Below are 12534 nucleotides of genomic sequence, written 5' to 3' on the forward strand. Positions count from 1 at the left end.
CTCTTAAAATAGAAAAGGATGGTGCTTTCCATCCTTTTCCTTATGTATTTTGATTGTCGAAACTATTCTCAAAACAAGTTTTACACTACCAATTGTATAATTAGGTTATGCTTTTATATTAAGAATTTTGCTGACCAAATCTTTTCCCGAGTTTAGCTAACAATTCAGGTTGATCGCTTTGGCTCATTATAACTTCAATAAAGATAAGTTGATTCTTATTAAAAGTTATATTTGTTAAGACTTCTGCTAATTCTGCTTCATTTTCTACTTTAAATGTTAGACTTTTTTCTTCTGACCCAAATACCATTGATAGTTTATTGTAATCCCACATTTGTATATCATTATAAGGTTGGCTTTGGCCGTGAATGGCACGTTCAACAGTGTATCCGTTGTTATTGATTAAAAATATAATCGGTTTTAAATTATGACGTAGTACAGTTGATAACTCTTGGGCAGTTACTTGGAAAGAACCGTCACCAATAATTAAAATGTTGCGCCGTGATAAATTGGCGAGCTGTGTACCAAGTAGAGCAGGCAGTGTGTAGCCGATAGATCCCCATAACGGTTGTCCTACATATGCAGTGTTATTAGGTAGAGGGATAGCAGCACTACCAAAGAAAGGTGTTCCTTGCTCTACAATTAAGACGTCGTTTTCTTGTAAGAAATGGTACATTTGCTGCCAAAAACGTTTTTGTGTGACCATTTGTGCTTTTGGAATGAACTCTTCAGTAAAAGGTGATGATTCTAAAATAAATGGCTTAACGTCAAGGGTATCTTTATTACGATGCTCAATTGAATCACTTAAATGTTGTAAAACATCCTGCATTACAACTGGACCGTATTTTTTATCTATAATTTTCACAGTGTAGGGATGGATTTCTATAACTTGTTCTTTTGTAAAACCTTGTGTGAAGCCGCCTGTAATAGTATCAGTTAACTTCACACCAATACTAATAATACAATCAGATTCATCAATTCTTTTTCGCAAGTACGGAGAACTTACATCACCAGTATAAACCCCTATAAATTGAGGGTGTTTTTCTGGGAATATTCCTTTTCCCATACTGAACGTCGCGATGGGAAACCCAGTTTTTTCTACGAATTGATGTAAATTTTCTTTAGCGTGAAATCGATCTACTTCAAAATCAGCTAAAATAACAGGTTTTTTGGCACTATTTATTTTTGAAATGGCATGTAGAAGCATTTTATTTAATGCTTCTTTATTACTTAAAATAGGTTTATTTATAATAGGTTCTGTCGGTTTATTAATTGGTTTATTATACACATCAATCGGCAAATTAATATGAACAGGGCGTTTTTCATTCCAACATGCACGTAAAACACGGTCAATTTCCTCAGCAGCATGCTCAGGTGTTACATTTGTTTGTGCTATAGTGATTTCTCGATACATATTGGAAAAATGATCGAACTTTCCATCTCCTAACGTATGATGGACGATTGCTCCATTTTCCATTACTTTTGTTGGTGGCGTACCCGTAATTTTTATAACTGGCACGTTTTCCGCATATGAGCCAGCAATACCGTTAATAGCACTTAATTCTCCAACACCGAAAGTAGTAATAAGAGCAGCGATTCCTTTTATGCGAGCGTACCCATCTGCTGCATATGCAGCATTTAATTCATTACAATTTCCAATCCACTTTAAATTTTCATGTGCTACTACATCATCTAAAAAGGCAAGATTATAATCACCAGGAACGCCAAATATATGTTCAATTCCTAATTCGTGTAGTCTATCCAATAAATATGCACTTATAGTATATTGTTTTTTCAAATGAATCATCTCCTAATTATGCAATGAATGTTTCAATAGACTAAATAAGTTCTAATGCGTTGATTAAAATATTCATTACTAGATTGTGGTATAATTTACATACAGGGGGAAAGTAGATGACACAACATAAAGAAGAACAGATGAATGAGGCATTAGCATTATTTTATTTTGCATATAAAACATTTACTGAAAAGCCAGATGAAATTATAAAAGAATATGGCATTCAACGAGTACATCATCGAATTTTATTTTTTATTGCACGTTTTCCAGGGATAAGTGTAAATGAGTTACTATCACTATTAGAAATAAGTAAACAAGCTCTCCACGGACCGCTACGTCAACTTGTGGAAAAGGGCTTAATTGAGAGTAATGAAGCTATGCATGATCGACGTGTAAAACAGTTGTCTTTAACAGAAAAAGGTGCAGATTTAGAGAAAAAACTGAGTGATGTACAAAGACAACAAATGGGTGCTATTTTTTCAAAATTTGGTGAATCATGTGAGGACAATTGGCACCAAGTTATGAATGAAATGGCAAATAGCCGATCAGGTTTTGATGCTTGGATATCGAAACGTGAAATACCAGTCGATCAAAAATAATGAAAAAACTTCTGTTTTTATCGTTTGAAAAAGAACAAATTTTATCCATACATTTGGCAACTATGATTTGGTCATAGAGTGAATGGATAAAAAGATACATTACTAGATACTTTATACGTGTACGCAATGGAACAATAAAATTCACATTTCCGAAAGGGGAATTATAATGATAAAACTTGTACTTATTCGTCACGGACAAAGCTTATGGAATCTTGAAAATCGCTTTACTGGATGGACAGATGTTGATCTATCAGAGAATGGATTAAGTGAAGCGAGAGAAGCAGGAGCAATATTAAAGAAAAACGGATATACTTTTGATGTGGCTTATACATCAGTATTAAAACGCGCAATTCGGACGTTATGGATTGTACTTCATGAGATGGATCTTACTTGGGTTCCAATACATAAATCTTGGAAGCTAAATGAAAGACATTATGGTGCATTGCAAGGGCTGAATAAAGATGAAACTGCACAAAAATATGGTGAGGAGCAAGTTCATATTTGGAGAAGAAGTGTTGATGTAAGACCACCGGCTCTTACTGAAGACGATCCTCGATATGAAGCGACCGATCCAAGATATAAAACACTCAAAAAAGGTGAATTTCCATTAACTGAATGTTTAGAGGATACGGAGAAGAGAGTACTTGCTTATTGGCATTCAGAAATTGCGCCGACATTAAAAAGTGGTAATAAAGTAATTATTTCATCACACGGTAACACAATTCGCTCGCTAGTAAAATATTTAGACAACCTTTCAAGTGATGGTGTAGTTTCATTAAATATTCCCACTAGCATTCCGCTTGTTTATGAATTAGACGAAAACTTACGTCCGATTCGTCATTATTATTTAAGTATGGATGGAGAAGTACCTGAAGGGGAAATTCCGAAACATATTTCTTTTTAATACGAAAATTTGAAATGAATGCTTGTCTACATATACAATATAGACTCATGGTAAAGTGAAATTTTAATCAGTGGGGGTCTTATTTCCCACAAATAACAGGATAAAAGACGTGGTACTTTCTAATATATATGCGATGTAGCTAATTTTAGAAGCTTGTCCACGTCTTTTGTCATAAAGAGAGCAGCTTGCGCATGTAATGATATCGTGAGTAGTTTTTGAATGGAGGGTGATGTGATTAATGATCTCTAACATTCGAATTGGCTTATTTGTTTTAGCGATTGTCTTTGTAGTCCTTGTTTTCTTTTATTGGAAAAATGAGGAGTTGTACGAGGAGAAAAAGCAACGTATTAGAAAGACTTGGTATGGTTTGTTTATCATATCTGTCACCGTGTATTTCATGATAAAAGGAATTGATTTAACCCTCTGGAAAAATCTTTTAATGTTTACTGCAATGGTTATTTTTGTTGATATTGCGTTCATTTTAACGCCTAATATTTCAGAAATATGGGGTGCGAAATTTAGCGATATTGGCAAGACAGTTCAATCAATAAAACGATCATTAATTGCATCTAAAGCGAGAGGGGAAATATACACGACAATTATTCAAAATGTTAATCCAGCAGTATTCGGTACGATGGAATGGCATACGGAAGAGGAATATACAAAGAGCTTAAATGCATTTTTAGATTCATATGGGGAAAAGATTGGCGCGAAAATTGTTGTTTTTGAAGCCGCGAAGGAATTAAATACAAACTTTCGTGGTATTCGCTCGCAATTTAGTATTATCGTTCCGTTAGAACATATCGAGCAATTGAATGAGCAGAAAGCGGTGCAAGTAGAAAATGTCGGGATTATACCAGCAAAAATAGTAAGTGATGTTTTCATTGTTATTGATGGAAAGAAAAATAACCTGCAAGATCGGGATTTTGAAAATGTATATAATTTAACAATACATCATAGTTATTTTAGTAAATAAGGACAGAATCTTTTTCTGTCCTTTTCTTCTATACATAAATTAAAAACAAAATCCGACAAAGTTGAATAAAATTGGACAATCATTCCTACACTAGCATGTAGAGGTGATTGTAGTGGTAAAAGATTATGACAATGATTTTTTTAAAGAAGATAATGAAGATACAACAGATTTCTCTTTAATAAAAGGGGATACGTTGCAGCAAGTAGAAGAATTAGAAGAAGAATTAAAAAGAAAATCATAAGTGTACACTCTTTCTACATTTGCTATATAATATAAATAAAAGGTTGTATCTTTTTGAAAAGGGGGAGAGGAGATGGCTGAAGTCAATGTACAAAAGTCTTCGTTTTTTAAAGAAAAAAAAGAAGAATCAAATACAGATTTCTCTCTTGTGAAAGGTGCATTAACGGAGAATATAAATCGGTTAGAGAAACTGATGAATAATAGTAGTTCAAAATATATACAGGTGAAAAGAACAAAAGAAAATGCATAGAGCATTTTCTTTTGTTTTTTTATTTAATAGTAAACTTATCTTTTACTTTTTTAGGTAAATCTGTTTTCTGAATCTCTTCATAGGACTTTACTTCAATTGATGGTATTTCATTTTTTGCTATTATCATCTTGATCTACATAAAGGCGTAAAAACGCGTCTTCATTTAATTTATGATTGTTTTCTTTTTTTGTACTTCTAAATGTAATTTGTTTTTTGACGCCATCTTCATTAAATGCGGGCAGCGTATAGTTTCGTAAGTTTCTATCATCTACCTTTTCAATAGTTCCTTCGCCTTTTATCTGCACGTAATATACATCTTTACTAATTCTATTTAGTGACGCTCTCTCACAGCCAATAGTAAAACTAGAAAGTAATAAACATAGTGTAATAATTGCTAAAAACTTTTTCATTTTCTTTATCTCCTTTAATGTGCTTCTTTAAAAAGTATACGGCTATTATTAAATGAGAAAAATCTATATAGATTACAACGCTCTTACAATATTGTAATATTGTTGTATATAAAATAAACAATAAAAGTTAAAAGAAAGGTAAAATAATGAATCATGGTATAATGATAAAAGACTTACATACTATTTTTTCATTTTGAGAGGAGCTTGAACATGTATTCTACTTTAGAACAATTAACAGAGCACCCTGTATTTTATCATTTTGCAGAAATTTCAAAGATTCCTAGAGGATCAGGTAATGAAAAGGAAATTAGTGATTATTTAGTGGGCTTTGCAAAAGAGCGTAACTTAGAAGTCATTCAAGATGAAGCATTAAATGTCATTATTAAAAAAGAAGCAACAGCTGGTTATGAAAATGTACCAGCTATTATTATTCAAGGTCATATGGATATGGTTTGCGAAAAAAATCAAGCAACAGTACATGATTTTGAAAAAGATCCAATTGAATTACGAATCATTGGGGACATGTTATATGCAAATCAAACAACTCTAGGTGCTGATAATGGTATTGCAGTTGCGTATGCATTAGCTTTATTAGATTCAAAAGAAATTCCGCATCCAGCACTTGAAGTCGTTATCACTACTGAAGAAGAAACGACAATGGGTGGGGCTTTTGCTATTGATCCAAATCATTTTGAAGGAAAGATATTTATAAATATTGATTCTGAAGAAGATCATAAATTACTTGTAAGTAGTGCAGGTGGTGCGAAAGCTGTTGAAACAATTCCCGTAATTTGGGATGAAACACCAGCGAATATGGATGCATACCGTCTATATGTTGGTGGTCTAAAAGGCGGACATTCTGGTATGGAAATTGATAAACAACGCGGTAATGCGAACAAAGTATTAGGACGAGTATTACGTGATTTATCAGCACATATGGAGTTTAACATAAGTGAAGTTCACGGCGGTTTAAAAACGAATGCAATTCCGCGTGAAAGTGTAGCTACAATTTTAATTCGTACAGAAGATGTAGGAAAAGTAGAAGAAAAATTAGAATCATGGACACGTGTATTACAAGAAGAAATGCGTGCTGTTGATCCAGATGTTCATGTTACACTGACAAAATTGGATGAAACAGTTGAAAAAGTATTTGCTAAAGAGACACAAAAGCAGCTTATTTCATCATTATTCTTAATTCCAAATGGCATTCAAAGCATGAGCATGGATATTAAAGGTCTTGTAGAAAGCTCAACAAATTTAGGCGTTATTGAAACGTTGCAAGATGAAATTAAATTACGTAACGAAGTGCGAAGTTCTGTAAGTAGTTTAAAACAACATGTTGCAGAAGAAATCAAATATATTGCTGAATTAGTTGGTGCTACATTTGAAATAGAGTCAGAGTATCCAGAATGGCCATACAATCCAAACTCACAAATTCGTAATTTATTTGAAAAAGTACATCAAGAAAAATACAATAAAGAAATTGAAATCTTCGCTGTGCATGCGGGGATTGAGTGTAGCGCATTCGTTCAAAAAATGCCTGAATTAGATGCAATTTCATTCGGACCAGACATTTTTAACGTCCACACTCCAGATGAACATATCAGTATCTCTTCTGTAGTGAATAACTGGGGATTCTTCATTGATGTAATGAAGGGTACAAAAGAATTAGCTAAGTAATAACGACGAAATAAAAAGGAGTCTATAAAAATTTATAGGCTCCTTTTTTGTATTGGAATTTATCCCGCAATTTGCCGGGCAGTCCGATTGGTTTAACTAATAATCAGTGGGGGATGAATAAAACCACTACTGATTAAAGTTTCACTTTATGAGAAGTCATTTTTCGTTAGTATGTAATATTAAGCTTGAACAATTAATAAGGATGAATTGTTGATGTTTTTTAGTACTGATGAAGGGGTGGAGAAATGAAGGAAAGAAAGCATTTTATTGTTTGTATGTTTTTATTGTTTTTCACATTTAGTTTTATTGGTGTTCAGAAAATAATAGCAGAAGAAGTTGAATTTTCAGGAACAACAGCTCCATTGAATGTAAATGTTAGAGAGGCAAAAAGTTTAAATGCAAATATTGTAGATGTGATTCCCGGAAATACAAAAGTATCTTTTAAAGGATGGGAGTATGGTGAAACGGTTAAAGATTATTGGACAGGAAATTTAGATAATCGTTGGTTTTATTATTTTAAAGATGGAAAAAAAGTATATGTAACGTCAGCGTATATTAATGGAAATCCTCCAAATACATCAATAGATCGTAAATTATCTGTACCTAACATATTACAAGAAAGGTCAAATTGGTGTTGGGCAGGCACTTCGGTTTCAGTTTTAAATTATTTTGGAAAAACTCCTTCACAAGATCAGTACGTTAGGTATGTTAAGGGTGGATCATATAATAATCCTGCAACTTCACGTGAAATACAATATGGATTATCAGGATATGGTGTTAGCTCAGCTATAAGTTCTGGAGCAAAATCTTATGATTGGTTCAAAAGTCAAATTAATAGTAATCAGCCGATGATTGCACTCATTATGTGGCAAAATGGAGCTAACATCGGACACTTTCTAGTACTTGATGGGTTTTATAAAGGGACAAATGGAACAGATTATATAACGTACATGGACCCTTGGTATGGTGATCATTATAATCATAATTTCAGTACGTTCCATAACAATAATAATTTTTGGTGGAGTGAAACTGTTTATAATATCCATGCAAACTAATAATATTAAAAGCGGGGGTTCATAAATGGGAAAACTACTTAAGCTTGTGATATTGTGCATGTGCTTAATGACCGTTATTATTTTCGCTAGTAAAATTAGTTATGCATCAAAAAATAAAAGTGAATCAGTACAATCGATCGCATTAAAAGATTATCAATATAGTAAGGGGAGTTTTTCTGAAAATTTAAGTTTTGAAAAAATAACAACATCTCCATTTTCGTTACCAATCTATGCAACAATTCCAGCACAGCAAATTTTAAATAGCTCTGAATTTAAGAATTTACTATTACCAACAAATGAAAAGCTGTGGTTTATTATGAAGGGTGAGCAGCCAGAAGGACTAATTGTTGCGAATGATACTGAACCGATTCGAACGGGCGGAGAAAATAGAAGTAAAGATTTATATGGATTATATAAAGCAATAAAAAATAATACAAATGAAACAAAAGATATTAGTTATTTCGAATTTGAAGGGCAAGGAATATTGGTAGTAAATCAAAATAATGATCAAGAAATATACCTTAGTAAAGGTGCCGCTGCCATATTAAAACTTCCTGCTGGTCAAAAAGTATTGAGCAGTGAAGTAATACAGAAAATGAAAGAGAGAATTGTAACTGGTTTTGAATAGTGGTAATATCTGATTTTTTTGTTTATACAAGGTTGAATAGGGAACAGGATCAATGGTAGCATTAGGGCATCTTTACTGTTTGAAACCTAATAGTGTATATAAAAAGGTTAGAGAAGTTAATTCTCTAACCTTTTTATATTAATGTCTGAAATTTAAAAAGTGATGGAGTAAACCAAATAATAAAAGTTTGTCTGCTCTTCTATTTTTATTTGCAATTTAAACTCGTTATATTCAGCTATCTATTGTACAACCTTTTTACATAGCTGAATTTTTTTATTTGAAAATAAGGGTGCATCTATAAAACCATAATGATAAACTAAAATACCTAATTCCACTCTAGAATTAATATGCCATTTTTCTTTAATATGATTAATTATCGTTGAAATTCTTCGAGGGGTAACATATATTTTTTTTGAAATTTCTGCATCTGTGTATCCTTTTGCTACATAAATAGCCACTTCTAACTCTCTTTCGGTCAACATTCTTTTCATAAAATACGCTCCTTCGAAATTATTTATATAAAAATCAAAAGAAACTATTAAAAGAAATAAAGGTGAAAAATCATATTTATTTTAATCCGGCTATTTGCGGGTAGTAAGACTCCGACCTCAAAATTTAGATGTGGCAAAGAAGTCGGACTCCCTGTAAAAGCCTGCCTGGGGTGGACTAATAATCAGTGGGGGTGAATAAAACGCACATTGATTATTAGTGAACCATATTTTAATAATTTCTCGTATTGTGATACAAGTTTGTAAAAAAAACTATAAATCCATATAATTAGTAATTGTAACTATATCAATTTTACATTACATTAAAAGTTGGAAAATATTCTTATACTCATAAAGTGTTACATTTGAGGGAGGAAAGATGGAATTCTACAATCTTGGTATTATTATTAAAGAACTTAGAAAGAAAAAAAACATGTCACAATCTGAATTATGTCATGGAATATGTTCACAAAGTCAAATTAGTAAGATAGAAAAAGGTATTATTTATCCATCTAGCATATTGTTGTATCAATTATCTGAAAGACTTGGTCTTGATCCAAATTATATATTCGCACTAACCAAAAATAAAAAAATAAAATATATTGAAAATGTAAAATGTGTAATGAGAGATTGTGTAAAACAAAAACAATATAATGAGCTTTATGAAATAGTGAAAAAAGAGAAAAATGATAATAATTTCCAATCGAAAGAGGATAAACAATTTTTATTATGGCATGAAGCGATTGCTATATATTATGTAAATGGAGCAACAAGTAATGCTTTTGACATTTTAAATAGAGCATTAAAACAAACCTTAAGTAGTACTAACTTTTTATCAGAAAAAGAAATAAGCATAATGAATTCAATTGCTATAATACATGCAGAAAATAAAGAGTATGAGAAAAGTATAAATATATTAAAACAAAGTTTAATTAATTTTAATAAGATAGAATTTCCTAGAGAAAAAGAAATCAAATTAAGACTCATTCATACGTTAACAAAATGTTTACACCTTGCAAATCAATATGAAGAAGCAATAAAGTATAGTGAAATAGGTATAAAATTAGCCATAAATATGAATACTTTATACTTATTAGGTGAATTGTTTTTTGAAAAAGGTGCAATTTTATTGAAAGTTCAGCACTCTAATGAAGTTGGTTTAAGAGACATAAAAAAAGCATTATTTATATTTGAACTAACTGAAAGAAAACAATATATAAAAATAATCAAGGAAAAATATATTAAAAATCAAGAATAAACAAGAAAGAATTCTAACATAAACTATTCCTAATTGTTATTTATTTCTAAAAAAGTACTGTAATACGAACTATTCCTAATTGTTGTTTATTGCTAAAATAAATACCGTAATATTAGATAAATATAAAGGGTGGCATTTTATGAAATCAAGAGGAATTACTCGTAAAGCAGATAGTATGGGGCGTATTGTTATTCCAATGGAAATAAGACGGAACTTAGGAATTGTAGAAAAAGATTCTCTTGAAATGTTTATAGAAGAGGACCAAATTATTTTACGAAAATATCAATCTCCAAGATCTTGTGCACTTACAGGAGATATTTCAGACAGTAATATTTCGTTAGCGAATGGGAAGATTATTGTAAGTCCAAACGGGAGGGAACTGTTAATAAAGAAGTTACAGCAATATCTTTTAAAGTAAAAGGTAAGTAAGAACTTTAAAATAGAATATACTTGGAAAAAGTCCTCTATCATTTAGAGGGCTTTTTTATTGTTATCAATAAAATTGAGGGGCCGTAGTTGGTTCAATGGAATACGGATTACCTTGTAAATAGTCTGACTATTTTTTATAAAAAAACTATTCATTTACATTTTTTGGTTTCGTGTTATATTTTTAGTGTTAACATATTTGTATTGAAAATTCTGATTTTAAAATTAGGAAAACTTTAGAAAATGAAATACTCTTACTTGAATTGAAAATCATATAAACATAATTTGAAAGTAAAGTATGAAAATGAATCAGATTTTTAAATTAAATTTGTCAATTCAATAGAGGTTTGTGGGGGAAATGTAACTAAGAAGAAATCTCTTATACTCCATGTTTTTTATTTGTAAATCGGTAATTCTAATAGCTCTGACGAAAAGTAAAGGAGTAAAAAAGAAGTGGATAGTTTGTTTAATAGAAGATAGGGTGTGAAAAATAAAACAACGGAGGTTTTATAATGAATAAAGGAATACTGCAGATTACAGAAATTGAAGAAATTACTATTCCGAATCTATTGAAGGATAAAATGAAGAATCTGATAGAAAATGAATTAAAAACTCATAATCCTTATACTTGTGATCAAGAAATAGCAGCATATTTTTCAAAAGAGTGGCTTAATTGTTTGATTGACTATTCAAAGAAAAATCCGAATTCAGATATGAAAAACCTACTACATGTGATAAAAATAGCGAATTGTGGCGGGAACGTACCACCTACTCTTATTAAAAATACTCCATGTGATCCTATGGAAACATTATTACCTGGGGAAAATCGCAGAGGTTTTAATTATGGTGAAGACGAACACGATAGAATGAAAAAATATTTTTATGCAGAATGGGTCACATGGCTTTTTGCCACACTTTTTAATTATGATGCTTTAATTCACCCATCCGAACATGCAGGGAAAAATAGATTTCATCTCATTTCACCTTTAAACAACGATGAAGTTTTGCGAAATGTCGGTGCAAGCACCGGTGGCGGGAACTTTTATCAACATAACGATGCCACAGTGTATACAGATATGAAAGACCAGTCAGATATTGAAGCGAGATTGAATACATTCAATACAAATTTAGAAATTGTATCAAATAGACTTAATAAATCCGTGGAACGAATAGTGTCTGAAATTACTTGTGGCAAATTTACTAGAGTTGATGCTCTTTTATTAAAAGGAGTGTTAAATTTAAAAACTCAAACTCATATTGGAACGCCAAAATTACTTCAAAAGCATCTTGAAGAAAATCACTTCAGTAAAGATGACATATTGGCGATAAGTAAAATGCCTATTGCTCATATCGCAGGAATGGCTGATGGTGAAATATCTGGATTTGTAGGGGAAATAAACCAAATTATATTTTTGGATGATAATGGCGATATTATTGCAACTTGTTTAAATGGAGCAGAAAATAGATTGATTTATGTGGGAGAAAGTGAAGAAGAAAAATTGAAATTTGACATGTTTTTAGAACTCTTACGAACAACGCCTACTTATAAGGTTCCACTTACATCTGAAGATTTATTACTTATACCAAATTCATACTATGGTAAACAAACAAATGTAACTCATGGTAGAGAAAGGTTATCTGAGGAAGAATATAAAATCCCGATTGGAAATAATAAATACGGAAGAAGAATTGTTTGCAGGCAATACGTTTCCAGCCGATTACGTGATCAGAAAGAAAGTTACTTTAAAGATTTAATTAACTAGTTTAAAGAGAGGAGGGAAGATGGGGAGGTTTGGGGTATAATAGCTCAAGCCTTCCCATATTC

The 12534-nt window shown here is 31.5% G+C and carries 13 protein-coding genes and 1 pseudogene; 11 read left to right on the plus strand and 3 right to left on the minus strand.

What is annotated here, in order from left to right; all coding sequences use genetic code 11:
* Window positions 1–118 precede the first annotated feature (118 nt).
* Window positions 119–1804 carry an alpha-keto acid decarboxylase family protein gene (locus tag V6946_RS12465; protein WP_061684617.1) on the minus strand — a complete coding sequence of 562 codons (1686 nt, stop codon included), beginning with the start codon at window positions 1802–1804 and terminating at the stop codon, window positions 119–121.
* 107 nt (window positions 1805–1911) lie between these two features.
* Here V6946_RS12465 and V6946_RS12470 point away from each other — a divergent pair, with 107 nt between their 5' ends.
* The 5 genes from V6946_RS12470 (at window position 1912) to spoIISB (ending at window position 4764) form a co-directional block, all read left to right on the plus strand.
* Window positions 1912–2394, plus strand: a complete 483-nt coding sequence (locus V6946_RS12470) for a MarR family winged helix-turn-helix transcriptional regulator (RefSeq protein WP_000191886.1) — start codon at window positions 1912–1914, stop codon at window positions 2392–2394.
* 166 nt (window positions 2395–2560) lie between these two features.
* A complete protein-coding gene (gene gpmA, locus V6946_RS12475) occupies window positions 2561–3298 on the plus strand; it encodes a 2,3-diphosphoglycerate-dependent phosphoglycerate mutase (RefSeq protein WP_000594152.1) in 738 nt (245 codons plus the stop codon).
* A 238-nt stretch (window positions 3299–3536) separates the two neighbouring features.
* Window positions 3537–4274 carry a type II toxin-antitoxin system SpoIISA family toxin gene (locus V6946_RS12480; RefSeq protein WP_000624977.1) on the plus strand — a complete coding sequence of 246 codons (738 nt, stop codon included), beginning with the start codon at window positions 3537–3539 and terminating at the stop codon, window positions 4272–4274.
* A gap of 112 nt (window positions 4275–4386) precedes the next feature.
* Entirely contained in the window at window positions 4387–4515 is a 129-nt protein-coding gene (locus V6946_RS12485; RefSeq protein WP_000237818.1) for a hypothetical protein, read from the plus strand.
* Window positions 4516–4587: 72 nt separating this feature from the next.
* On the plus strand, window positions 4588–4764 hold the full coding sequence (gene spoIISB / locus V6946_RS12490) for a stage II sporulation protein SB (RefSeq protein ID WP_000852629.1): 177 nt from the start codon (window positions 4588–4590) through the stop codon (window positions 4762–4764).
* A gap of 19 nt (window positions 4765–4783) precedes the next feature.
* On the opposite strand, the pseudogene V6946_RS12495 reads toward spoIISB, so the two are convergent.
* Window positions 4784–5174 (minus strand): annotated as a pseudogene (locus V6946_RS12495) (YxeA family protein).
* Window positions 5175–5384: 210 nt separating this feature from the next.
* Here V6946_RS12495 and pepD point away from each other — a divergent pair.
* The 3 genes from pepD to V6946_RS12510 all read left to right on the plus strand — a co-directional run bounded on the left by pepD (window position 5385) and on the right by V6946_RS12510 (window position 8537).
* The gene (pepD, locus tag V6946_RS12500; protein ID WP_006924028.1) at window positions 5385–6854 is read left to right on the plus strand and encodes a beta-Ala-His dipeptidase; all 1470 of its coding nucleotides are present in this window, start codon (window positions 5385–5387) and stop codon (window positions 6852–6854) included.
* Window positions 6855–7099: 245 nt separating this feature from the next.
* A complete protein-coding gene (locus V6946_RS12505; RefSeq protein WP_000664545.1) occupies window positions 7100–7909 on the plus strand; it encodes a papain-like cysteine protease family protein in 810 nt (269 codons plus the stop codon).
* Between the two features lie 25 nt (window positions 7910–7934).
* Window positions 7935–8537, plus strand: a complete 603-nt coding sequence (locus tag V6946_RS12510; protein WP_033692635.1) for a hypothetical protein — start codon at window positions 7935–7937, stop codon at window positions 8535–8537.
* Window positions 8538–8776: 239 nt separating this feature from the next.
* On the opposite strand, the gene V6946_RS12515 is transcribed toward V6946_RS12510, so the two are convergent.
* The gene (locus V6946_RS12515; RefSeq protein WP_000827560.1) at window positions 8777–9028 is read right to left on the minus strand and encodes a response regulator transcription factor; all 252 of its coding nucleotides are present in this window, start codon (window positions 9026–9028) and stop codon (window positions 8777–8779) included.
* Between the two features lie 376 nt (window positions 9029–9404).
* Between V6946_RS12515 and V6946_RS12520 the strand changes: the two genes are divergently transcribed.
* From V6946_RS12520 to V6946_RS12530, 3 genes are all read left to right on the plus strand, one after another.
* Window positions 9405–10283, plus strand: a complete 879-nt coding sequence (locus V6946_RS12520) for a helix-turn-helix domain-containing protein (protein WP_006924030.1) — start codon at window positions 9405–9407, stop codon at window positions 10281–10283.
* A gap of 139 nt (window positions 10284–10422) precedes the next feature.
* Window positions 10423–10701, plus strand: a complete 279-nt coding sequence (locus tag V6946_RS12525; protein WP_006924031.1) for an AbrB/MazE/SpoVT family DNA-binding domain-containing protein — start codon at window positions 10423–10425, stop codon at window positions 10699–10701.
* Between the two features lie 520 nt (window positions 10702–11221).
* On the plus strand, window positions 11222–12472 hold the full coding sequence (locus V6946_RS12530; protein WP_006924032.1) for a hypothetical protein: 1251 nt from the start codon (window positions 11222–11224) through the stop codon (window positions 12470–12472).
* Window positions 12473–12534: the final 62 nt, after the last annotated feature.

Source organism: Bacillus sp. PPSBB_2 (assembly GCF_045291115.1).
In the GTDB taxonomy this organism is placed as follows: domain Bacteria; phylum Bacillota; class Bacilli; order Bacillales; family Bacillaceae_G; genus Bacillus_A; species Bacillus_A cereus.

Coding starts and splice junctions, on each gene's coding strand:
- V6946_RS12465 (WP_061684617.1), bottom strand. CDS start 1,804: ATGATTCATTTGAAAAAACAATATACTATAAGTGCATATTTATTGGAT.
- V6946_RS12470 (WP_000191886.1), top strand. CDS start 1,912: ATGACACAACATAAAGAAGAACAGATGAATGAGGCATTAGCATTATTT.
- gpmA (WP_000594152.1), top strand. CDS start 2,561: ATGATAAAACTTGTACTTATTCGTCACGGACAAAGCTTATGGAATCTT.
- V6946_RS12480 (WP_000624977.1), top strand. CDS start 3,537: ATGATCTCTAACATTCGAATTGGCTTATTTGTTTTAGCGATTGTCTTT.
- spoIISB (WP_000852629.1), top strand. CDS start 4,588: ATGGCTGAAGTCAATGTACAAAAGTCTTCGTTTTTTAAAGAAAAAAAA.
- pepD (WP_006924028.1), top strand. CDS start 5,385: ATGTATTCTACTTTAGAACAATTAACAGAGCACCCTGTATTTTATCAT.
- V6946_RS12505 (WP_000664545.1), top strand. CDS start 7,100: ATGAAGGAAAGAAAGCATTTTATTGTTTGTATGTTTTTATTGTTTTTC.
- V6946_RS12510 (WP_033692635.1), top strand. CDS start 7,935: ATGGGAAAACTACTTAAGCTTGTGATATTGTGCATGTGCTTAATGACC.
- V6946_RS12515 (WP_000827560.1), bottom strand. CDS start 9,028: ATGAAAAGAATGTTGACCGAAAGAGAGTTAGAAGTGGCTATTTATGTA.
- V6946_RS12520 (WP_006924030.1), top strand. CDS start 9,405: ATGGAATTCTACAATCTTGGTATTATTATTAAAGAACTTAGAAAGAAA.
- V6946_RS12525 (WP_006924031.1), top strand. CDS start 10,423: ATGAAATCAAGAGGAATTACTCGTAAAGCAGATAGTATGGGGCGTATT.
- V6946_RS12530 (WP_006924032.1), top strand. CDS start 11,222: ATGAATAAAGGAATACTGCAGATTACAGAAATTGAAGAAATTACTATT.